At 42.4% G+C, this 22,882-nt stretch carries 15 protein-coding genes and 3 pseudogenes; 8 read left to right on the top strand and 10 right to left on the bottom strand.

What is annotated here, in order from left to right:
• The first annotated feature begins 176 nt into the window (after positions 1–176).
• The 3 genes from ACQ86K_RS28540 (at position 177) to ACQ86K_RS28530 (ending at position 3,843) form a co-directional block, all read left to right on the top strand.
• Entirely contained in the window at positions 177–1,457 is a 1,281-nt protein-coding gene (locus ACQ86K_RS28540; RefSeq protein ID WP_091171643.1) for a replication-associated recombination protein A, read from the top strand.
• 192 nt (positions 1,458–1,649) lie between these two features.
• Positions 1,650–3,125 carry a DUF5687 family protein gene (locus ACQ86K_RS28535; protein ID WP_091171645.1) on the top strand — a complete coding sequence of 492 codons (1,476 nt, stop codon included), beginning with the start codon at positions 1,650–1,652 and terminating at the stop codon, positions 3,123–3,125.
• A 40-nt stretch (positions 3,126–3,165) separates the two neighbouring features.
• Positions 3,166–3,843 carry an ATP-binding cassette domain-containing protein gene (locus ACQ86K_RS28530; RefSeq protein ID WP_431200954.1) on the top strand — a complete coding sequence of 226 codons (678 nt, stop codon included), beginning with the start codon at positions 3,166–3,168 and terminating at the stop codon, positions 3,841–3,843.
• A gap of 154 nt (positions 3,844–3,997) precedes the next feature.
• On the opposite strand, the gene ACQ86K_RS28525 is transcribed toward ACQ86K_RS28530, so the two are convergent.
• The 3 genes and pseudogenes from ACQ86K_RS28525 to ACQ86K_RS28515 form a co-directional block, all read right to left on the bottom strand.
• Positions 3,998–4,324: a peroxiredoxin family protein gene (locus ACQ86K_RS28525; RefSeq protein ID WP_431199193.1), complete on the bottom strand. Its 327-nt coding sequence runs from the start codon at positions 4,322–4,324 to the stop codon at positions 3,998–4,000.
• Entirely contained in the window at positions 4,317–5,204 is an 888-nt protein-coding gene (locus ACQ86K_RS28520; protein WP_431199192.1) for a peroxiredoxin family protein, read from the bottom strand. Before ACQ86K_RS28520 ends, ACQ86K_RS28525 begins: the two co-directional genes overlap by 8 nt.
• 57 nt (positions 5,205–5,261) lie before the next feature.
• Positions 5,262–6,400 (bottom strand): annotated as a pseudogene (locus tag ACQ86K_RS28515) (acyl-CoA dehydrogenase).
• Positions 6,401–6,808: 408 nt separating this feature from the next.
• Here ACQ86K_RS28515 and ACQ86K_RS28510 point away from each other — a divergent pair.
• Together ACQ86K_RS28510 and ACQ86K_RS28505 are read left to right on the top strand one after the other, a co-directional pair.
• Positions 6,809–7,048: a helix-turn-helix domain-containing protein gene (locus tag ACQ86K_RS28510; protein WP_091171651.1), complete on the top strand. Its 240-nt coding sequence runs from the start codon at positions 6,809–6,811 to the stop codon at positions 7,046–7,048.
• An 88-nt stretch (positions 7,049–7,136) separates the two neighbouring features.
• Entirely contained in the window at positions 7,137–9,191 is a 2,055-nt protein-coding gene (locus ACQ86K_RS28505; RefSeq protein ID WP_431199191.1) for a M13 family metallopeptidase, read from the top strand.
• A gap of 214 nt (positions 9,192–9,405) precedes the next feature.
• Here ACQ86K_RS28505 and ACQ86K_RS28500 read toward each other — a convergent pair whose 3' ends face one another.
• From ACQ86K_RS28500 to ACQ86K_RS28475, 6 genes and pseudogenes are all read right to left on the bottom strand, one after another.
• Positions 9,406–10,923, bottom strand: a complete 1,518-nt coding sequence (locus ACQ86K_RS28500; RefSeq protein ID WP_431199190.1) for an NADP-dependent glyceraldehyde-3-phosphate dehydrogenase — start codon at positions 10,921–10,923, stop codon at positions 9,406–9,408.
• Positions 10,924–11,207: 284 nt separating this feature from the next.
• A complete protein-coding gene (locus tag ACQ86K_RS28495) occupies positions 11,208–11,999 on the bottom strand; it encodes a mechanosensitive ion channel family protein (protein WP_431199189.1) in 792 nt (263 codons plus the stop codon).
• 366 nt (positions 12,000–12,365) lie between these two features.
• Positions 12,366–13,997: a chaperonin GroEL gene (groL, locus tag ACQ86K_RS28490; protein ID WP_091171658.1), complete on the bottom strand. Its 1,632-nt coding sequence runs from the start codon at positions 13,995–13,997 to the stop codon at positions 12,366–12,368.
• Positions 13,998–14,146: 149 nt separating this feature from the next.
• A complete protein-coding gene (gene groES, locus ACQ86K_RS28485; protein ID WP_090530466.1) occupies positions 14,147–14,422 on the bottom strand; it encodes a co-chaperone GroES in 276 nt (91 codons plus the stop codon).
• A gap of 421 nt (positions 14,423–14,843) precedes the next feature.
• Positions 14,844–15,605 carry a hypothetical protein gene (locus ACQ86K_RS28480; RefSeq protein ID WP_091171660.1) on the bottom strand — a complete coding sequence of 254 codons (762 nt, stop codon included), beginning with the start codon at positions 15,603–15,605 and terminating at the stop codon, positions 14,844–14,846.
• 173 nt (positions 15,606–15,778) lie between these two features.
• Positions 15,779–18,518, bottom strand: a pseudogene (locus ACQ86K_RS28475) (DNA gyrase/topoisomerase IV subunit A).
• A 296-nt stretch (positions 18,519–18,814) separates the two neighbouring features.
• Between ACQ86K_RS28475 and ACQ86K_RS28470 the strand changes: the two are divergent.
• The gene (locus ACQ86K_RS28470; protein ID WP_091171664.1) at positions 18,815–19,519 is read left to right on the top strand and encodes a hypothetical protein; all 705 of its coding nucleotides are present in this window, start codon (positions 18,815–18,817) and stop codon (positions 19,517–19,519) included.
• A gap of 156 nt (positions 19,520–19,675) precedes the next feature.
• Positions 19,676–21,573, top strand: a pseudogene (locus tag ACQ86K_RS28465) (DNA topoisomerase IV subunit B).
• 216 nt (positions 21,574–21,789) lie between these two features.
• Here the strand turns inward: ACQ86K_RS28465 and ACQ86K_RS28460 are convergent.
• A complete protein-coding gene (locus ACQ86K_RS28460; protein ID WP_091171666.1) occupies positions 21,790–22,251 on the bottom strand; it encodes a DUF4019 domain-containing protein in 462 nt (153 codons plus the stop codon).
• A gap of 116 nt (positions 22,252–22,367) precedes the next feature.
• On the opposite strand from ACQ86K_RS28460, the gene ACQ86K_RS28455 reads away from it, so the two are divergent.
• A complete protein-coding gene (locus tag ACQ86K_RS28455) occupies positions 22,368–22,859 on the top strand; it encodes a cytidine deaminase (RefSeq protein ID WP_091171669.1) in 492 nt (163 codons plus the stop codon).
• The last annotated feature ends 23 nt before the right edge of the window (positions 22,860–22,882 follow it).

Here is a 22,882-nt window from a genome sequence, read left to right as displayed (position 1 = left end):
AAAAACTTTGTAAGTCTTCAACCGATTGCTATTTCCCCTTCATAGCGCACCGATTCTAAAATTCAGAAGTACAGGCCTTCCTGAATAATTGTCACCCCTTCGTTTGAACAAACACCAATCTTATAAATTACTAATTTTTTTAGGATTTGGCGTTTTCTTTTCTGAATTTTACTTTTATGAATAACCTCCCGCCATTAGCCGAACGTATGCGCCCCAAATCGCTTGATGATTATGTTGGGCAAAAACACCTTGTTGGGCCGGGAGCAGTGCTGCGTAAAGCTATCGAGTCGGGTTCATTGCCGTCGATGATATTTTGGGGACCGCCGGGAGTGGGTAAAACCACTTTGGCTTATATTATTTCGCAGTCATTGTTTCGTCCGTTTTTTGCTTTGAGTGCTATTAACTCGGGCGTAAAAGACGTAAGGGAGGTGATAGAAAAAGCGTCGTTGTTAAAGAAACAAGGCGAGGTGCTACCGATATTATTTATCGATGAGATCCACCGCTTTTCCAAATCGCAGCAAGATTCATTGTTAGGCGCTGTAGAGCGGGGCATTGTTACGTTAATAGGCGCAACGACTGAAAACCCATCTTTCGAAGTGATCTCGGCTTTGCTGTCGCGTTGCCAGGTGTATATTTTACAGCCGCTATCCGAAACCGATCTGATCGACCTGCTGAACAAGGCTATGAAGGAAGACGTAATCTTAAAGGATAAAAGCATCACCATAAAAGATTACGAAGCTTTGCTGCGCCTTTCGGGAGGCGATGCCCGCAAGCTGCTCAATATTTTTGAGCTGTTGATAAATGCTTTTGACACGCCGGAGATAATATTAACCGATGAGGTTGTATTGGAACATGTACAACAAAACATGGCGTTGTACGATAAAACCGGTGAGCAGCATTACGATATCATTTCAGCTTTTATCAAATCCATGCGGGGCTCTGACCCCAACGGTGCAGTTTACTGGCTGGCGAGAATGATCGTAGGCGGTGAAGACCCTTTGTTTATTGCCCGCCGTATGCTGATCCTGGCATCCGAAGATATTGGCAACGCTAACCCCAATGCCTTGCTGCTTGCACAAAGTTGTTTTGAGGCGGTTAATAAGATTGGTATGCCTGAATCGCAACTGATATTATCGCAGACGGCTATTTACCTGGCAACATCGGCTAAAAGTAATTCGGCTACAACAGCTATTGGTGCGGCCATAGCATTGGTGCGCCAAACCGGCGATTTACCGGTGCCGCTGCACTTACGTAACGCACCAACCAAATTCATGAAAAACATAGGCTACGGCAAGGATTACAAATACGCCCATAGCTACGAAGGTAATTTTACCGATCTTGATTTTCTGCCGGATGCTATCCGCGGAACAAAAATTTACGACCCCGGTAACAACGCGCGTGAAAACGAATCAAAAGAAAAGTTAAGAAAACTTTGGGGCGACAGGTATAAATACTAACTTAAGCTTCGTTTTATTGAGCCTGTTAATTAATATCATATAACAAATTGACCAATATTAATTAATTTATAGCTTTAGGCTTTACGCATCGTGCCTGTCGCTTTTATATAGAACAAATTATAGCTTTGGGCTTTATGCATTTTGCTTTTAGCTTTATAAAACCTATACCTTAACCTTTAACTGTCTATACTTATGATCACTACCTTTCTCGGGCACGAACTTAAAGCTTTCTGGCGGTCAAAAAACACAGGTAAAAGTATTGCTATCCGTGTGGTGATGGGCTTACTTATCCTTTATCTTTTTGGATGTATTTTGCTTGCCGGTTTGTTTTTGAATGAAATTTTGGGCCAGGTTTTTCCGCATGATGACATAGTGGTTTCTTTTTGCGGTATCATCCTGCTTTATTTTTTATTTGACCTGATGATGCGCATGCAATTGCAGGAGCTGCCAACGTTACGGGTGCAACCATATCTTCATTTACCTATAAAAAGGAATAGGGTGGTCGGCTATCTGGCCTTTACGGCCATGCTTTCGGTGTTTAACCTGTGGCCCATTATACTTTTTGTACCTTTTATTTTAAAAGTGATCCTTACCGATTCGGGTGCTTTGCCTGCGCTCGCTTTTATATTGGCTATTATCGGTTTCATGCTTTTCAATAACTACATGGCCTTGTTTATTAAACGCAGGGCCAATCTTAACGGATGGGTCTTCCTGGTTTTCGCAGCGGCTCTCATCCTTATTATTACCGGTGATTTCAGGTTTCACCTCTATTCGGTACGCAATATTTCCTATCTGTATTTTGGCCATTTGCTCAATAAACCGGTGTTGGTATTGCCGCCTGTTGTGCTTGCAGCAGCCATGTATTACATAAATTTTGCCTATTTAAAGCAAAACCTGTATCTCGAAGAGCTGAGTTCGCGCAAGGCATCGGCTTATAAAAGCAGTACGGAGTTTCCGCTGTTAAACAGGTTTGGTAAAGTAGGCGACCTTGCCGCAAACGAGCTGAAACTGATATTCCGTAATAAGCGGCCACGATCGACATTGGTTATGGGGCTGTTCTTTATGTTTTACGGGCTCATATTTTATACCAACAGCCATTACGGACAAACCTGGTACATTTTTGTGGGCATGTTCATGACTGGTATTTTTATTATCAGTTACGGGCAGTTCATGTATAGCTGGCAAGGCGCTCATTTTGATGGCCTGTTGGTAAGCAAGATCAATTTCCGCGATTTTTTAAAGGCAAAATACCTGCTGTTTACCATGGTATCAACCGTGGCTTTTATATTGACTACGCCTTATGCTTATTTTGGCTGGCGCATTGTTTTGGTACATTTTGTAATGTACCTGTGGAACATTGGTATCAACACCACCATTGTACTGTTTTTTGCTAACCGCAATGCCAAACGGATAGATCTGTCAAAAGGCGCGTCGTTTAATTGGGAAGGGGTGGGGGCAACGCAAATGCTTATTTCGTTTCCCTTGATGATTACGCCGTATATTATTTATCTTCCCTTCTCACTGTTCAAACACGCGGACATCGGCCTGGCCATGCTGGCCGGTACCGGGATCATATTTATTTTAACCCGCGATTTTTGGGTTAAAAAACTTGAGGAGGATTTTATACAAAAACGTTATACCGTTGCCGAAGGCTTCAGAAACAAATAACCATGATTGAAGTAAGAAATTTGAAAAAGTTTATAACGGGATTACCGTTGTAGATGTACCCGCCCTGCAAATTAACAAAGGCGAAAGCGTAGGCCTTGTAGGTAATAACGGCGCAGGCAAAACTACGTTGTTCCGGATGGTGCTCGACCTCATTCGCGCCGAAAGTGGCGAAATCCTTTCAAACGGAGAAATTGTAGCCGGTCATGAGAAGTGGAAAGATTACACCGCTGCTTATCTTGATGAAGGTTTCCTGATAGACTACCTTACACCCGAAGAATATTTTTATTTTATAGGAGGGCTGCATGGTCATAACCGCACATATGTTGATGAGGTGTTAGTTAGCCTGACCGATTTTTTTAATGGCGAGATACTGAAGAAAGGGAAGTACATTCGCGACCTGTCAAAAGGTAACCAATGCAAAGTTGGTGTAGCGGCCTGCCTGTTGCAGGAACCTCAATTGCTCATGCTGGACGAGCCCTTTGCCAATATTGACCCAAGTACCCAGTTCAGGCTTAAAAACCTGCTGAAAGATCTGAACAGGAATAAGGGTGTAACTACCATAGTATCCAGCCATGATCTTAACCACATCACTGATGTGTGCGACCGCATCCTGCTGATGGAAAAAGGTGTGATCATTAAAGATATTGCAACCAGCTCATCAACGTTAAATGAGTTGGAAGCGTATTTTGGCGTTGAGGTCGCCCCTTCCGCCCGTTAAAAGGGTGACTACCTTCAAGCTCCCTTTTTAAGCATAAACAAAAAACGCATTGCCGGCAGCAATGCGTTTTTTGTTTAAAATCTTCTTTTGACAAGCGCGTGTGCATACAAGCACTCGCTTTAGGGGGCGGGTGGGGCCTGGATTAGCTCATCCGTCAATTTCTCAAACTCGTTGATAAACTCGGTATAATGCTCCCCGTACCGGGGCCGCTAAAACCTGTATGGATCTTTTGTACGTCGCCGTTTTTATCAATAATGATGGTGGTAGGGAAGCCAACCACTTTTGATAACATAGGCAGGCTTTGGGCGGTTTGTTTTTTATCGCTGGTATAGCCGGTCACCAACAATGGATAAGGTACTTTAAACCTGTCTTTTACCTGCTGCAGCGCTTTCTTTGATTTTTCAAAATCGGTGGTGCGTTCATAAGCCAGACCAATTACTTCAACACCTTTATTGTGATATTTGTTATAGTAGTTAACCATATAAGCAGTTCTCGTCCATACAGTTAGGGCACCATGAGCCCAATATCTGTACAATTACCACTTTGTTTCTGAACCTGGCATCATCAAGCGAGATAGTTTTGCCATCAAGGTCCTTAAAGCTGAAAGTTATTTTTTTATACCCCGGTTTTAATGAAGTGAGTGAATATGCATCGGGAAGTTTGGCGTTTTCATCCTTTACAGCAGTCCATGCCTGCACAGATGAATAGCCGGCGAAAAATTTACCGTCGGTTAAGGTCTTATCATCGCTAATGGTAGCAGTAAAAGTATAGGCATGACCACCGTCGAAAGTAGAGAGGTAAAGTTTATTACCACTTACCGAGCCTTCTAAATAACGGTAATCACCGGTGGTGGTTAAGAAAGTGCCTGTAAGTTTATTGCCCTCCTGCTTAAACTCGCCAACGGTGGTATCGCGGCCCTCGCCCTCACCAAACACCGCCGACCAGCGGCCTCCGATATTAAATGCCGGGTTTTCGGTATTCTTAAAAAAGCGCCATGAAGTGTTAGGTCGGGCGCTGAACGGAACAAGAAGATCATTATCGGCCAGGTGCCTTACCCAGTTGCCGTTAAGGCTATCTCCGTTAAGTTTCAGCTTAAATTCTGAATTGAACAGCGGCATATGGATAAAAACAGAATCGCCTTTGGTAGCAACATCTGTTACTTTAAAATGCTCGGCACCGTTAATGATAGCTAATTGTTGTTTGCTCCCGCTATTGCTGAACTCGAAATTAAAAGGGATTTCGGTGCCTGATTTAGTTTTAAGCGCACCGCGCCACACACCTGTTTTTAGTTTGGTTTGAGCAAAGCCGGTTTGCAGAAATAGTAATCCGCAAATACCGGCTATAATATTTTTGAAAGTCATACTTAAATATATAGTCTACTTAATCTATATACTTTCAAAGGTATAAAAACAGCGCCGTTATTTCAACAATCCGCGCGAAATGACAATTCTTTGAATTTCAGATGTTCCTTCATAAATCTGGGTTATTTTGGCATCCCGCATCAGGCGTTCAACGTGATACTCTTTCACGTAACCGTACCCGCCATGGATCTGTACCGCTTCGGTGGTGGTGCGCATAGCTACTTCAGATGCATAAAGTTTTGCCATTGATGATGCCTGGGCATAGGGTTTTCCATGATCTTTAAACCATGCCGCTTTAAGGCACATCAAACGTGCTGCCTCAATTTCAGTAGCCATATCGGCCAGCTTAAATTGGATAGCCTGGTGATCAGCCAGCGGTTTACCAAAAGTTTTGCGCTCCTTAGCGTATTGCACTGCAAGTTCGTAAGCACCTGAAGCAATACCTAAAGCCTGCGAAGCAATACCTATACGGCCGCCATCCAGTACGTTCATGGCAAACTTAAACCCAAAACCGTCTTCGCCAATGCGGTTCTCTTTAGGCACTTTAACGTCGGCAAACATCAGCGAGTGGGTATCCGAGCCGCGGATGCCCATCTTGTTCTCTTTAGGGCCGACAGTAAAGCCGGGCGTTCCTTTTTCCACAATAAAAGCGTTAATACCATGGTGCTTTTTTCGGCATTGGTTTGTGCTATTACAATATAGGTAGATGCGCTGCCCCCGCTGGTGATCCAGTTCTTAGTACCATTAAGCAGGTAATGATCGCCCATATCAATGGCTGTAGTGCTTTGTGACGTAGCATCAGAGCCGGCCTCTGGCTCCGAAAGACAGAAAGCGCCAATGCATTCACCTTTGGCCAGCGGTGCCAGATATTTTTGCTTTTGTTCTTCGCTGCCATATTTCTCCAATCCATAGCATACCAGCGAATTATTCACAGAAACAACTACTGACGTGGATGCGTCAATCTTTGAAAGTTCCTCCATCACCAGCACATATGATATGGCATCCATGCCAGCGCCGCCATATTGCGGAGATACCATCATGCCCAGGAAACCCAGTTCACCAAGTTTCTTAACCTGTGCGGCAGGGAATTTTTGCTGTTCATCGCGTTCAATAACACCTGGCTTTAATTCTGTTTGCGCAAAATCACGCGCAGCCTGGCGAATCATTTTTTGTTCTTCGGTCAGTTCAAAATACATTGGTATAATTAAAAGCATAAATATATAAAAATTACTATGCATGCATAGTAATTTTTATAAACAAAAAAAGAGAGCTTTTTTTGAAGCTCCCTTTCCCCTAATTAATTTAAACTATTGATTAAACCCAAAACAAAGAACAAAAAATCTCAACTTGGGCGTCTGAGAATTCAATTTAATTTTTCACAGGTAGATGTTACTAAATCTTTTATTTTTTCACAGATGATACAGGGCGAATATCTATATACAAATCCTTTGCCATAATTATAAAATTGTGGCATTAATATTTCATGTTTAAACGTTAGTCGCCCATTTTTATAAAAGAATAATATCTGCATATAAAATGTAATGGTGTTATTTTATATTTAGCTTGCACAAAAAATACAAAGTATCATATTAGCCGATCCAGTCATGCTTTTAACTGATTTTGAATACCTTAACAACACTAATAACGCATTTAAACGCAAAGTTGCCTTGCAGATAAAAACCTTACGCAAACAAAATCAGGTTACGCAGGAGAAGTTTTTTAACGAAACGCACATAAATATTGCTCGGCTCGAATCAGGTATTATTGATATCAGGTTGGAAACACTTCGTAAAATTTGTTATTATTTTAACGTTTCCTTAGCAGGTTTTTTCCAGGAGATATAATAAATTATCATATTTTAAAAAATAAGCTGTCCTAAATTCTATTTTACCATACAGTTGTTGTATTTTAATTCATACACACGCCTAAAAAATGAACAGAAAAACCCAATCCTTATCCATAGTTGCCGCCGCGTTTGGCACCTTACTTAGTGCCTGTAGCCAAACCGACAAAACAAAAGCTTACGAAGCCGGCGACCCAGTGATCCATAATATGGATACCACCGTAAAACCGGGCGATGACTTCTTTAAATATGCCAACGGAACCTGGCTCCGCAAAAATCCTATTCCGGCGGCGTACGCTGCCTGGGGCATCGGCAATGTTGTGCAGGAAGAACTGCGAGACAAGATGAAAAAGATCAACAAGGATGCGCTTAAGGCTAATGCTCCTAAAGGCAGCAACACCCAAAAAATAGGTGATTTTTATTTCAGCGGGATGGATACCGTTAACATCGAAAAACAGGGGCTTGCACCACTGAAAGATGAACTGGATAAAATTGACCGGATAACGGATATCAAAAGCCTGGTTGAGGAGTTTGCACACTTACAAAGGATTGGCGTTACACAGCCTATCGGCGCTTATGTTGGGCAGGATGCTAAGAACAGTGCAAAGATGGCTTTGGGTTTATACCAATCGGGCATTGGTATGCCTAACCGCGATTACTACTTTAATAAAGATGCGCATAGCGTAGCCATCCGTACCGACTATCAAAATAATTACCTGCCCGCCATATTTAAACTGGCAGGCCTGCCTGCTGATAGGGCAACTGCAGCCGCTAAGAAAACTTATTCGCTGGAAACTTTCCTGGCTGATAGCAGCCGGAAACTGGAGGACCTGCGCGATCCTTATCATAACTATAACAAAATGCCACTTGCCGCGCTGAGCAAGCTGGCCCCGGATATTGACTGGAAACCCACTTTTGAAAAGATGGACTACAAAAATGCGGATACCGTAATTGTAGGACAGCCTGAGTATTACAGGGCGCTTAATAAAGCACTAAAAACTTTTACTATAGATGACTGGAAGAATTACCTGCGCAAGAGCCTGGTCACTGCTTTTGGGCCATACCTGAGCAAACCGTTTGATCAGGAGGTGTTTCGGTTTTATGATAAGGTGATTTATGGCAGTACGGCCCAACTCCCACGCTGGAAAAGGGTGCTGGATACTGAAAACGGTTTGATGGGCGAGGTATTAGGGCAAATCTTCGTAAAAGAATATTTCCCCGAAAAGACAAAAGAACGCTATGTAAAACTGGTTGAAGAAATGCGCACCAGCTTTAAAGAGCATATTGAAAAGCTGGATTGGATGAGCCCCGAAACCAAGGAGAAAGCTTACTACAAATTATCAAAAGTTGTCCCTAAAGTTGGTTATCCGGATAAATGGAAGGATTTTTCAACTTTGGAAATTAACCGGGGCCCTTACGCCCTCAACGTATTACGGGCAAACGAATGGTGGCATAATTTCAGTGCAGCTAAATTAGGCAAACCTGTCGACCGTACTGAATGGGATATAACGCCTCAAACCTATAATGCTTACTATAACCCGTCAAACAACGAGATTGTATTGCCTGCCGGCATTTTTACCATTCCCGGCTACAAGGATGAAAATATTGATGATGCCGTCATTTACGGCTATGCTGCTGCCTCAACTATTGGCCACGAAATGACCCACGGTTTTGATGACCAGGGCCGCCAGTTTGATGCTGCCGGAAACCTTAAAGCCTGGTGGAAACCGCAGGATTCGGTAAAATTTAGTCAACGTGCCAAAATGCTTATCGACCAGTTTAATGGTTACAGCATTTATGGTTTGCATGTAAATGGCAAAGCCACTCAGGGTGAGAACATTGCTGACCTTGGCGGCATTGTAATAGGTCTTGACGCGTTCAAAAAAACACAGCAATATAAAGAGGGTAAACTCATTAACGGGTTAACACCATTACAGCGCTATTTTTTAGGATACTCATTAGGCTGGCTTACGCAGGACAGGAAAGAATCACTTTCGAGCCAGATCTTAACCAATGAGCATGCGCCCGGTTTTATGCGTGTTAACGGGCCGTTTACCGATGTGCCTGAATTTTACGAAGCCTTTCATATTAAGAAAGGTGATAAGATGTGGATAGACCCGGATAAACGAGTGAAGATATGGTAGCGTAGCGGTAATGATGTAACTGGCCGTTACATGATCACAATGATAACGTTTAAAACAGACACGAAGCAAATCCAAACCATACAGGGCGACTGTAAATCGGGATTGCTTCGTGTATCATAGTTGCATGACTGTAAGTTGTTAATTGTCATTCGTAATATGTATTGTAGTTTTAGGATTGTCCTGGGGCTACTCCTCATGACGTCCTAACGGTTCCCTACAATATAAACTTCGTGCTCAGGAAATTGGAATCATTGTCATTCACAATTTCGTTGATGATGTTTTTGTTGGTTTCGGTCATTTTAGTGGTAACTAATGAACGGATTGAGAACGACCTTAACGCATCATGTACCGAAAGTGTACCCTCGGCGCTGTCCTTGCGCCCGGTGAACGGAAATACATCCGGACCGCGCTGGCACTGACTGTTAATGTTTACGCGGCTTACTAAATTCACAAAGGGATCGATCAGTGACGAAATTTCCCTGGCATCATTACTGAAAATACTCACCTGCATACCATGTGGCGAATCTATCTGGTAAGCGATAGGCTCCTCAATATCTTCAAACGGAATTACTGGGATCACCGGTCCAAATTGCTCTTCGCGGTACAGTTTCATGTTTTCATTAACCGGGTAAACTATGGCCGGGAAAAAGAACGAAGCCGATGTTTCACCGCCGTTTTCGTTAATCACTTTTGCGCCGTTGGCTAAAGCGTCATTTACAATATCGGTAAGGTAAGCTGGTTTATGAGGTTCGGGGAGCGGGGTAAGTTTTACGTCCTTTTCCCAGGGCAGTCCGAACTTAAGTTTGGCAACGGCCTCGCTCAATAGTTTTAAAAACTCATCAGCAACGGCTTTATGTACAAATATCACTTTAATAGCAGTACAACGCTGGCCGTTAAATGACAGCGAGCCTAAAATGCACTCGCTCACAGCCTGCTGCAGGTCGGCATGTTTGGTGACTATGGCTGCGTTCTTGGCGTCCAGACTTAAAACAGCTCTTAAGCGATTAATTTTAGGGTGACGCTTTTTCAAATCATTTGCTACTTTGCTTGAGCCAATGAAAGCCAGCACATTCACCTTGCCCGATGACATCAGCCCGGGTGTTACCACTGCGCCCCTGCCATAAATGGTGTTCACCACTCCTTTAGGGAATGATTCCTGGAAAGCTTTTAGCAATGGGTAATGCAATAGTGTGCCGTGTTTAGGCGGTTTAAATAAAATGGTGTTCCCCATAATCAGCGCGGGGATCAGCGTAGTGAAAGTTTCGTTTAACGGGTAATTAAACGGCCCCATGCAAAGCACTACCCCCAGGGGCGAACGACGGATCTGGGCCACCAGCCCCTCGGCCATTTCAAAGCGTGACGACTGACGGTCAATATCTTTTAACGCGTCGATGGTGGCATTGATGTATTCAATAGTACGGTCAAATTCTTTAGCCGAATCAGCGTATGATTTACCTATTTCCCACATCAGCAGTTTTACCACCAGCGTACGTTGTTCGCTCATTTTGTAAATAAAGCGCTCCATACATTTAATACGGTCGGCAATGCTCATGGTGGGCCATTCGCCGCGGCCATTGTCATAGGCTTCAAGCGCGGCATCCAGGGCTTCAAAAGCTTCTTTTTCGGTGCAAACCGGGTAGGTGCCTATCAGCTTCCGGGTAAAAGTACCGTCCTCTGCCCAAAAACCAACAGGTGAGTAAACTTCACTTACTTCGCCGTTCCATGGTTTCATTTCGCCACCGCTCAGATATTCGCGCTGGTGTACTTCTTCAATCTGAAATTCGGGGGGATATTATTTTCATCAATAAAAATTGAACTGAGCTGGGTTTTAAAACTCATATTTTTTCAAGGGTTTGATTTCCCTAAGATAAAAAAAGCCTGCTTTAACAAGCAAGCTTTATGTGTTATAATGTTTACTGATTTTTAATAACCGAAGGCATTATTGATGATCCGATCCGCCTTCGTGAAAGAATTATCCTTTTGAAGGGCCTTTGATTCCCGGTTTCCTGCTTCTTATCAAAATCCTGGTTTAGGGAAATTAACGCCACCTGCGGCAAGCTCTTTAAGCATTTGTTCCTGAAGGTTTATTTTAGCATTGAGGAAATCGGCAGGATCAACCCAAACATTAATGGTAAACCTTACACAATCGTTATCCAGGCTAATAACACCCACGCGCGCGGCCGGGTCATGAAGGATATCTTTATTGGCATTTACTACGCCTGTCATGATGGCCTTCGCCTTTTCTATATCATTGTTATAGCCCACCCGCAATTCAAAATCAAGACGGCGGCGGCCTTCGCGCGTTATGTTTACAATAACTTCATTAAACAGCTTTCCGTTAGGGATAATGACGGTTTTGTTATCTGCAGTAATAAGTACGGTATAAAACATCTGTATAGATACCACCTTGCCATCCTGCCCTTGCGCAACAATGCTGTCATCTATCTCAAAAGGTTTTAATAACAAGATCAGCACACCACCTGCAAAGTTTTGAAATGTGCCCGACAGCGCCAAACCGGCTGCTACCGAAAATGCGCCGATAATGGTAGTGAAAATGCTCATTTCAAGCCCTATGATGTTCATTACCCAAATAATGAGTAAAACATATAAAGCTGTAATGGTTAGGCTTAAGAAAAATGGCTGCAGTGACGAATGGATGCCGCGTTTCATCATACGCATGCGCAGCCTTGCACGCAAAAACTTAATAAACCATAACCCAATAAAAAATATGATTAGTCCACCTACATAATTAGGGCCGCGGTTAATAAGCCAATGGTGGAACTCAATGTAAAATCTGTCCAGTTTCATAACTGGGCGCAAAGTTAATAATTATCTATTAACTGTACAGGGAAACGAAGAGCTCGGGGCCCTTAAACAACACCCACTCAACCAGGGTGCTTTGTATTTGTTTTGTTTTTTGAGATAGACGTTTCATGACCTGCATTATTCAAATCCTGTGCCTGATTAGTGCTGTATCAGATTTGTTATGCAAAATTACGTATTACTACGCCCAGAGGATTTGGAAATTAATCAAATGATTAATAAATGACCGTTGAATTACCTTAGGATGACTATAACGGCCTCTTTTAAAGCACAAAACCCTGTATGCTTTTGCATACAGGGTTTTGAAAGTATATAAGTTTCTATACACCCCTTCAGGGGGCTTGGGGGCTCTTACATCATGCCGCCCATGCCACCGCCACCCATTGGTGGGCCAGCTGGAGCATCTTCAGGATCATCAGCCAATACAACTTCAGTTGTTAATAACATTGAAGCGATTGAAGCAGCGTTCTCTAAAGCTACGCGACCTACTTTAGTTGGGTCGATAACACCGGCAGCAATCAGGTTTTCGTATTTATCGGTACGTGCATTGTAACCAAAGTCGGCAGTGCCTTCTTTTACTTTTTGCACAACGATTGAACCTTCGATACCAGCGTTTTCGCAGATCTGACGTAAAGGCTCTTCGATAGCGCGACGGATGATCTGGATACCAGTGTTTTCGTCTTCGTTATCGCCTTTAAGGTCAGCTAAAGAAGCAACAGCACGGATGAAGGCAACACCACCACCAGCTACGATACCTTCTTCAACAGCGGCACGTGTAGCGTGTAAAGCATCGTCAACACGGTCTTTTTTCTCTTTCATTTCAACTTCGGTAGCAGCACCTACGTAAAGTACAGCAACACCGCCAGATAATTTGGCTAAGCGCTCTTGTAATTTTTCGCGGTCGTAGTCAGAAGTTGTTGATTCAATTTGTGATTTGATCTGGCTTACGCGGCCTTTGATCTCTTCTGCAGAACCAGCACCATTGATGATAGTAGTATTATCTTTGTCGATAACGATTTTCTCAGCAGTACCTAAGTAGCTAAGATCAGCGTTTTCTAATTTGTAACCTCTTTCTTCAGAGATCAAAGTACCACCGGTAAGGATAGCGATATCCTCTAACATAGCTTTACGACGGTCGCCGAAACCTGGAGCTTTAACAGCAGCAACTTTCAGTGAACCACGGATTTTGTTAACTACCAAAGTAGCTAAAGCTTCACCGTCAAGATCTTCAGCAATGATCAATAATGGTTTGCCGGTTTGTACTTGTTTTTCAAGGATAGGAAGCAATTCCTTCATCGAAGAGATCTTTTTATCATAGATCAGGATGTAAGGATTTTCCAGTTCAGCTTCCATTTTATCAGCATTGGTTACGAAGTAAGGAGAAAGGTAACCACGGTCAAACTGCATACCTTCTACAGTTTTAACTTCAGTTTCAGTACCTTTTGCTTCTTCAACAGTGATAACACCGTCTTTACCAACTTTTTCCATTGCTTCAGCAATTAACGAACCGATAACCTCGTCGTTATTTGCAGAAATAGAAGCGACTTGTTTGATTTTGTTATTGTCTTCACCAACAGTTTGCGACTGGGTTTTCAGGTTTTCAACAACTGCTGCAACCGCTTTATCGATACCGCGTTTCAAATCCATTGGGTTTGCACCGGCAGCCACGTTTTTAATACCTGCAGTTACAATAGCCTGAGCTAAAACAGTAGCAGTAGTAGTACCATCACCTGCAATATCGGCAGTTTTTGAAGCTACTTCTTTAACCATTTGAGCACCCATGTTTTCAAGGGCGTCTTTTAATTCAATTTCTTTAGCAACAGTAACACCGTCTTTAGTGATGGCTGGTGAGCCAAATTTTTTGTCGATGATTACGTTACGGCCTTTAGGACCTAAGGTTACTTTTACTGCGTTAGCAAGGATATCAACACCGCGTTTCAGGGCGTCGCGTGCTTCAACATTGTATTTAACTTGTTTTGCCATGATGTTTTAATTATTGAATTATTGAATTAGCGAATGAGTGATTTGATTTCGCTTTCAATAATCTATTTTTTTAATTTCTTTGATTTTAAACCAGCGGTTTGAACAGGAATAAATTCACTAATTCAATAACTCACTAATTCACTAATTGGTTAAAGAACTGCGTATATGTCTGATTCACGCATAATTAAGTACTCTTTACCTTCATAGGTAATTTCAGTACCTGCATATTTACCATATAAAACCTGGTCACCAACTTGTACGGTTAAAGGCTCATCAACTTTTCCCTGTCCAACAGCAACGATGGTTCCACGTTGAGGTTTTTCTTTGGCAGTATCAGGAATGAAGATACCTGAAGCGGTTTTCTCTTCGGCTGCTGCAGCTTCCACTACAACCCTATCGCCGATCGGTTTAATGTTTAATGACATAGTTATAACTGTTTATTTTTATTTAAGTTTTTCAGCCCAATATGCAACATCAATTATGCCAAGCGGGTATTATGGCAAGTATTGACAGGCTAAACTGTTTTAATGTCAGCAAAAGGTTATTTGCGTTTTGCGGCTTAACAATTTTTTAACCCGATGGTGTCAGGTTGTCAGTATGACTTAGGGATGACGGTAGGGGGATGATGCTTAAAAAAATGTCATTTCGATAGAGCAGGGGGAGGAGTGCGCGGTAGGGCGAAAGAGAAATCTTTTAGGCTTTGCAGAGCGATAATGTATGATTTATACAAGGCGTATAAGATTTCTCCTCACTCCCACGCGTATTCCCTCACTTGTTCTGTCGAAATGACAATCAGTTTTTATTGGTCGGGAGCGATTAAGAAAGAATGTTGTATCTGAACGAGTCTTACGCCGTTTTCCTCACCGCTGATAACTTCTTTACTTCATCCTTAGCTTTTGCAAACCATACTTTATTGCTTTTTCGCTCAACAGGGCTTAACTGCGATTGCTCGTTGAGCATATCCGTGAAAATTTGCCAGGCATCGTCATCGCGGCCGGCACGGGTAAGGAACATGCCGTATTCATAGCGGGGCTCAAAATAGGAGTAACGCCCTTTCATCAGTTTAAATTCATTTTCGGCCAACTCTTCCTGGTAAGTAAGCTCAAGCGATTTGGCATACAGGATGTGCGCTTTTGAGCGGGCAAATTGTGGTAGCTTATAAAGTTTTTTAGCAATAGGAATCACCTCGTTATACTGGCCTTTTTCAAAATAAGCTACAATTAGCTGCGCCATTACGTGCTCGTTTTCGGCAAAGGCACCGGTGAGACTGTTTTGATATATTTCGAGTGCTTTATCGGTAAGCCCGGCGTCCAGATAGGCATCTGCCAGTTTAACACGGTTGGCAAAAGTATCGGTAAACCTTACTTCATCTTCAAGGCGTTTAATTTTGGCCCCGGGGTTTATTACCGCTTCAACATTTAGTTTAGGTGCACGGATACCTCGGTTGGATAGTATTTCGCTGTATATATAATACAAGCAGCCAAATACGGGTATTACTATCAGGATCCAAAGCCATTTTTGCTGGGTGCCGCGCCGCAGGCTGTGAATGATACAAAATGCCTCTAATATCAATATAATATAATAATAATTGCCACCGCCGAAGTACATGCCTGTTTATGATATAAGATTTAGTAATATTCAAAAATAACTAAAATACAGCTGTAAACAAGGGGGTATAGCTGTAAAATGATTTTTTTGCTAATTGTTTGAGTATTGGATAAACGGGATTAATCGGCAGGTAAATAAAAAAGCCACCGGCTATTGTTACCGGTGGCTTTGCGTTAAAATAGCCCTAATTGTCCCTGATCGTCCATGTCGATATCGTCGGGGTTAGTGATCTCAAAATCGATCTTTTTAGGTGGCTTTGGCGACTCTTCAGATTGATCGGCTGGTGTTGCCGGCCCGTCTTCCTGAGAAACTACAGGCTCATCTTCATTTGTATCTGTTGATGCAAGAGTAGCTTCTTCGTTAATGTCGGTTTCGGCAGTTTCCGTTGCCTGGTTAATGCCATCACTTATCAGCTCAACTGATTTTACCGGATGTTGTGAAAGGCGGTTGCCCATGGCTTTCATTCCTTTTACATCAATAACATCTGCTAAATTCAGTTCGAGGGTTTCAGGTGTTTGATCTTTGCCTTTCAAGTGTGTCATGCTGATTACCGGCGCGGTGTGACCGATCAACACCATTTTTGATCCGGCTTCTTCACTGATCAGGCTTATCTGCTTACCAACGGCTATGTTTTCAAAAGAGAAACGCTTAACAAGATAGTTTTTGGATTTGCCTTCAATGTGTACTATCGAGAACACTGCCTGCGGCTCATACTTTTCGATAAGGATCATCTTATCATCAAAGTGGTTGTTAAGATCAAAGCTGCTTAATTCATAAACGCCATTGCTGAGCACGGTGAGAATGCGGTCGTCACCATCAAATTCGCCCAGGTATTTGCCGCGGCCATCTGCGTTCAGGCGCTTCAGGATATCATCATACCAGATCTTACGTCCGGCCAGCGTTGACACACCCTTGCTTTTCAGTATGATTTTTTTAACCGGGTATTTGGTAATGATATTACCCATCGAACCGCGGCCTTTGATAGCTATAGATGCGAAATCCTCATCAAACTGTAGTTTTTTAAGTTTGGAGTGAGGTTTAAGCTGTACGTTCACCACTTCGGCCTCGCCGTTAGGGTTGGCGGTAAAGTACAATACTTTTGAGCCTTTGGTGCCTTTGGTAAGGTCGTATTCCTTATCGCGGGTTACACCCACTACCGAGAATCGTTTGATATAACTGATGCCACTCTCGCCGTCTTTATATATCATATTATAAACGGTGCGTTCTGTCATTCTTTTTAAATACGGCAACGTGAATGATGTCCTTACCCACAAAAACCTTGTCCTGCACTTTGGTAATCATACAGCGGCCATCGCCCCTAAAAACAATGATCTCGTCAATGTCTGAACAATCGCCAACGTATTCAACCGAGTCATCTTTCTTCAGGCCAGATCCAATAAAGCCGTCGGCCCTGTTAACATATAGTTTGATATTAGCCAATGCTACCTGTGCAGCTTCAACCTTATCAAAGGTGCGCAGTTCGGTTTTGCGCTCTCTGTCCTTACCATATTTATCCTTCAGTTTTTCGAACCAGGCAATGGTATACTCGGTAAGGTGTTTTAGGTGATGTTTTACCTGTTTTATCTCATTTTCGAGCGCCTTCATTTGCTCATCCGCTTTTTTAACATCAAAGCGGGTGATGCTGCTCATAGGTTTATCTATCAGCTTTTTATAATCTTCGGGCTGTATGGTGCGGTAAAACTGCGGAAAGAAAGGCTCAAACAAGCGGTTCAATACTTCCAATACCACTTCAAAATTGCCCGAGTTTTCGTACTCAGGATTTTTATACATCCCTTCCTGGATAAAGATCTTAAGTAATGAACTGAAGAAGATCTTCTCCATTAAATCCTTCAGCCTGATCTCCAACTCCTGTTTTAGCAGGTCTTTGGTGAAGAATGTGCTTTCGGTAAGCATATCGTTCACGCTCATGAAGCGCGGCTTATCATCCTGTATTACGCAGGTGTTTGGTGATATGGATACCTCGCAATCGGTAAAGGCATAAAGAGCGTCGATGGTTACATCGGGCGAGATGCCCGGAGCCAAGTGAATAATGATCTCTACATCCCTGGCGGTATTATCCTCAATTTTTTTGATCTTGATCTTACCTTTATCGTTGGCCGAGATCACGCTGTCAATTAAACTGCCGGTAGTAGTAGTAAATGGTATTTCGGTAATGGCAAGCGTTTTTTTATCGCGCTCAACAATTTTAGCCCTTACCCTCACTTTACCTCCACGCTGACCTTCATTATATAGTGAAGCATCAGCCATGCCCCCTGTCGGAAAATCAGGCATGAGGTTAGGGCGTTCACCTTTTAATACGGCTATGGAAGCATCAATTAACTCAATAAAGTTATGAGGTAAGATTTTGGTAGCCAAACCTACCGCAATACCTTCGGCTCCCTGTGCAAGCAGCAAGGGGAACTTTACCGGCAGAGTAATAGGCTCTTTGTTACGGCCGTCATAGCTGGCCTGCCAAACGGTGGTATCCGGGTTAAAAACAACATCAAGCGCAAATTTTGATAAGCGCGCTTCAATATAACGGGGTGCCGCTGCCGAGTCGCCGGTTACCGGGTCGCCCCAGTTTCCCTGGCAATCAATCAACAGGTTTTTCTGACCAATCTGCACCATCGCGTCACCAATAGAAGCATCACCATGAGGGTGATATTTCATGGTGTTACCTATAACATTGGCGGCTTTGTTAAAACGCCCGTCGTCCATTTCCTTCAACGAATGCAGGATGCGGCGTTGTACGGGTTTTAAACCATCGTTGATATGGGGAACAGCCCGGTCGAGAATTACATAGGATGCATAATCAAGAAACCAATTTTCATATAACCCATCGAGTGAGGCAACGGTGTGGAGTTTTTCTTCATTAGGGTTTGGTGTATCGTTTTGATGCAGATCTTCACTCATTATTCAATAAAAACTTTTGGATTGGTAAAGATACGGATTATGTGCTGATGTGCAGATGAAGTGAGCTACATTTTAATGTCTTGTTAATATTGGTTTATAACAAAATTGTTACGTTTAGGTAGGTTTGCAACAATTACTAATCACGTGCGTAAAAATTATTAATGTAACAAATAATTGATTGATATTGTCGTTAAAGCATAGCGGTTATTTGAATGCGAGAGGGTGTTGATTAATTAATTTGTTTATATATTTACCTATGGTGCTTTAACCAGGTTTTTTTCCTGGCTGCCCCTTAAATGAAAACTATTTTGAAGTTAACCCGGCCCTTATTGCTTATGGCTTTGTTGTTGCTGTGCTTTACAAAAAGCATAGCTCAGATAAGTCCAAGGCCGTTATATGCCCAAAATAATAAGAAACATACAACAGCGAAGGTTAAGCCTGGCTACTCAAAGCTCAAAACAGCAGGTACAGATCAGTTTAAAGAATTTACCAAGCTTTTGGCCCAGGCCAATGTAATTTATACCCCACCCAGGGGGTTTAAAGAGATTCCCGCTCCCAATGATGAGGATTTTTCATTTGATTATGCGTTGCAGTTGCCGGGGCAGGATTTTGAAGTATGGTTCCAGGTAAAATCCCAGAAACAGAATTATACCAGTTATGAGCAGGGGCAATATGATATTGACCGGGAAACCGAAAATCCAGATTCGATATATATAAACATGAGCAGGGCGCACGCCATAGCTTTTACCGGCGAAAGGGATAACTTTATGCGGAGCATACCGGTTAACGTTTTAAACAGATATAAAGCTGATGCCGGTAAGTCATACCTGTTAAACCTGCTCGATTTGCCTGCTACCAAGCATTATAAATACGCGCTGCTTATTGCATTACAGCGTAACCATACCGGCACCATTATGGCTGTTTGTTTTACTAATGATAAAGGCCCCGAGTTTTTTAAAAATGTAGACAGGGCAAGTAATTGCTTGAAGTTTAAGCCGTAGAGAGATACAGAAAAGTAATCTCTCTGCTGTGTCATTTCCTTTATATAATTCCCCAATGTTAATAAGTTGATATTTGCTCTCCGTTAATTCAAGCGGGAAGTTTTATTTTTGCAGTTAGGCGCATTTTTACGCTGTTTAATTTTCTACTTTATATACATGGCAGAACCAGTTAATTATAGTGAAGATAGTATCCGCTCCCTTGATTGGAAGGAGCACATCCGTTTACGCCCCGGTATGTATATTGGTAAACTGGGCGATGGCTCTGCTTATGACGATGGTGTATACGTACTGCTTAAAGAGATCATTGATAACTCGATAGACGAGTTTGTAATGGGATCAGGCCGTACCATTGAGGTGAACATGAGCGACCATAAGGTATCGGTGCGCGATTATGGCCGCGGTATCCCTTTGGGTAAAGTGATCGACTGTGTATCCAAAATAAATACAGGCGGTAAATACGATAGCAAGGCCTTTCAAAAATCGGTAGGTTTAAATGGGGTGGGTACCAAAGCGGTTAACGCGCTTTCCAACTCATTTACAGTGCAATCATATCGTGACGGCCGCACCAAACTGGCCGAGTTTGCCAAAGGTGAACTGATTCGTGATGAGAGTGAAAAAGATACCACCCAGCGGAATGGTACTGCTATCAATTTTATACCCGATGATACCATTTTCAGACATTACCGGTTTATCCCGGAGTTTGTAGAAAGTATGATCTGGAACTACGTGTTCCTGAACGCGGGCCTTACTATCAATTTTAACAATCAAAAGTATTTTTCGGAACGCGGCCTATATGATTTGCTTACCCGTAATACGGATGCTGAAACTTTACGGTATCCAATTATCCACCTTAAGGGCGAAGACATTGAGATAGCCATGACCCACGGTCAGCAATACGGCGAGGAATATTACTCATTTGTTAACGGTCAAAATACTACCCAGGGCGGTACGCACCAGGCCGCCTTCCGCGAGGCGGTAGTAAGAACCGTACGCGAGTTTTATAAAAAAGAGTTTGATGCTTCGGATATCAGGGCTTCAATTGTTGCGGCTATTGCCATAAAAGTTCAGGAGCCGGTTTTTGAATCGCAAACCAAAACCAAGCTGGGCTCACAAAACGTTGGTCCGGATGGTCCGTCTGTGCGTGGTTTTATTAATGATTTTGTTAAAAAGGAGCTTGATAATTATCTGCATAAAAACACAGAAGCTGCTGATGGCTTGCTAAAAAGGATCCTGCAATCAGAACGGGAGCGTAAAGATATTGCAGGTATTAAAAAACTGGCCAACGAGCGTGCAAAAAAGCATCATTGCATAACCGCAAACTGCGCGACTGCAAAGTGCATTTTGACGATACGCACGAACGTAAACAAGATACCACGTTGTTCATTACCGAAGGTGACTCGGCCAGTGGTTCGATCACTAAATCGCGTGATGTGATGACCCAGGCTGTGTTCAGCTTAAAAGGTAAACCCCTTAACTGCTTTGGCCTAACCAAAAAGGTAGTTTACGAAAACGAAGAATTTAACCTGCTGCAGCATGCCCTGAATATAGAGGACGGCCTTGATGCTTTACGTTACAACAACATTGTAATAGCTACCGATGCCGATGTGGACGGTATGCACATCCGCCTGTTGTTGATGACCTTTTTCCTGCAGTTTTTCCCTGATCTGGTAAAGGCCGGTCACGTTTCCATATTGCAAACACCGTTATTTCGCGTACGAAATAAAAAGGAAACCATTTATTGTTACAGCGATGAGGAACGCCGCAACGCCATAGCTAAATTGGGTAATAAACCCGAGATCACTCGGTTTAAAGGTTTAGGTGAAATTTCGCCCGAAGAATTTGGTTTGTTTATTGGTAAAGACATGCGGCTTGACCCTGTAATATTAAGAGATGCCAATGTAAAGGCGCTCCTCGAATATTTTATGGGCAAAAATACTCCAGCCCGCCAAATGCATATCGTTAATAACCTGAGGGTTGAAAAGGATGATGAAACCATCAACCCAACAATAGCTAAAGAAACTGAAGCTGAGGAAGAGTTGCCAGTGGCTGTATAAACCTTGATTTGCCTGATTAGGGGATTTTCCTGAGTTGTGTAACTTAAGAAAATCCCCTAATTTGTTTCAAGCCAGTGGTCAGTGTTTTCACCATACCGCACGATGTGGGATACGATTGCAATAATTGAAATAGCCGCAAAAGTGGTGCGGTGATAACATATACCACGAGCTCAATTTTTTGTAATGCCCTAATTTTTTGTTTTGATTAGGTGCTTTTTATTTAAAGAAGCCGTCGGAGTTGATATTATAGGCGAGGATTTTAATCGAACCATCTTTTTCTTTTACAAGCCTGATCGATTCAACCGCTTTATATTTGCTGTGTTTGGTGTTGTATGCAAAAACATATTCTGCGGATGGGTTAGTACCCACAACCCTGCGTGTTTCCCATTTGTTTACCGTTGTTGAGTCAAGGTCGCCAAGTTTGTTTTCTGTTGCGGTGTATAACTCAAGTAATTTATCCTTTGTTGTAACCGCCCAAAACTGATTACTGTAAAGCTTAAAGGTGTCGTTGTATTTTTTAGCTTTTATAAGCTCAAAAAGTTTATTCGTTACTTTTTCACCGTCCTTTTTATCTTCTTCCCTGTTTATATAAGTATTGTTAAAGCTGCATCCATTTAAAGTAATAGCGGCTGTTAATAGCATTAAGCAAACAAACTTAAATGATTTAATAAATTGCATGAGCGTGAGTGAGTTTAGATAATGGAATAAATGTAAATAAATCTTTTCAAAATTTTAATCCTGTTAAAATTTCCTTATCTTGTTTCCCCCGATTTTTTAACAAGGGTCGATAATATATGATAAGTCACGAAATTAAAATAGCCTTTGACGAATATGAGTCGCTGGCCGATCTTGATAAAGCCGACAGGCAGCTGTGCCTTGAAGCACAGAAAGCATTAAAAAACTCACATTCTCCATATTCCAAATTCCGTGTTGGGGCTGCACTTCGTTTGCAAAGCGGTAAAATTATTTATGGCAGTAACCAGGAAAATGTAGCCTATCCATCGGGTTTATGTGCCGAGCGGGTGGCATTGTTTAACTGGGGCGCCAATCACCCTGATGATCCTATCGAGGCCATGGCAGTAACGGCACATTCAGATGATTTTCCTATTGTAAAACCAATTACCTCTTGCGGATCATGTTTACAGGTATTAGCTGAATGCGAAAAGCAGCAAAATCAATCAATAAAAATTATATTGCATGCCGAAGATGGACCGGTTTGGATCATCAAAGGCATTGAAAACCAATTGCCGTTTTTATTTTTTGAAGAACGTATAGCTACTCCATAATGAAACTGAAGTTTTTTTCTCTT

It is taken from the genome of Mucilaginibacter sp. P19 (assembly GCF_050632265.1).
Classification (GTDB): domain Bacteria; phylum Bacteroidota; class Bacteroidia; order Sphingobacteriales; family Sphingobacteriaceae; genus Mucilaginibacter; species Mucilaginibacter gossypii.
This window is presented reverse-complemented; position numbering and strand designations above follow the sequence as displayed.

What these genes read in the sequence shown, in the direction of transcription:
- ACQ86K_RS28540 (WP_091171643.1), top strand. Translation starts at nt 177, where the DNA reads ATGAATAACCTCCCGCCATTAGCCGAACGTATGCGCCCCAAATCGCTT.
- ACQ86K_RS28535 (WP_091171645.1), top strand. Translation starts at nt 1,650, where the DNA reads ATGATCACTACCTTTCTCGGGCACGAACTTAAAGCTTTCTGGCGGTCA.
- ACQ86K_RS28525 (WP_431199193.1), bottom strand. Translation starts at nt 4,324, where the DNA reads ATGGTTAACTACTATAACAAATATCACAATAAAGGTGTTGAAGTAATT.
- ACQ86K_RS28520 (WP_431199192.1), bottom strand. Translation starts at nt 5,204, where the DNA reads ATGACTTTCAAAAATATTATAGCCGGTATTTGCGGATTACTATTTCTG.
- ACQ86K_RS28510 (WP_091171651.1), top strand. Translation starts at nt 6,809, where the DNA reads ATGCTTTTAACTGATTTTGAATACCTTAACAACACTAATAACGCATTT.
- ACQ86K_RS28505 (WP_431199191.1), top strand. Translation starts at nt 7,137, where the DNA reads ATGAACAGAAAAACCCAATCCTTATCCATAGTTGCCGCCGCGTTTGGC.
- ACQ86K_RS28500 (WP_431199190.1), bottom strand. Translation starts at nt 10,923, where the DNA reads ATGAAACCATGGAACGGCGAAGTAAGTGAAGTTTACTCACCTGTTGGT.
- ACQ86K_RS28495 (WP_431199189.1), bottom strand. Translation starts at nt 11,999, where the DNA reads ATGAAACTGGACAGATTTTACATTGAGTTCCACCATTGGCTTATTAAC.
- groL (WP_091171658.1), bottom strand. Translation starts at nt 13,997, where the DNA reads ATGGCAAAACAAGTTAAATACAATGTTGAAGCACGCGACGCCCTGAAA.
- groES (WP_090530466.1), bottom strand. Translation starts at nt 14,422, where the DNA reads ATGTCATTAAACATTAAACCGATCGGCGATAGGGTTGTAGTGGAAGCT.
- ACQ86K_RS28480 (WP_091171660.1), bottom strand. Translation starts at nt 15,605, where the DNA reads ATGTACTTCGGCGGTGGCAATTATTATTATATTATATTGATATTAGAG.
- ACQ86K_RS28470 (WP_091171664.1), top strand. Translation starts at nt 18,815, where the DNA reads ATGAAAACTATTTTGAAGTTAACCCGGCCCTTATTGCTTATGGCTTTG.
- ACQ86K_RS28460 (WP_091171666.1), bottom strand. Translation starts at nt 22,251, where the DNA reads ATGCAATTTATTAAATCATTTAAGTTTGTTTGCTTAATGCTATTAACA.
- ACQ86K_RS28455 (WP_091171669.1), top strand. Translation starts at nt 22,368, where the DNA reads ATGATAAGTCACGAAATTAAAATAGCCTTTGACGAATATGAGTCGCTG.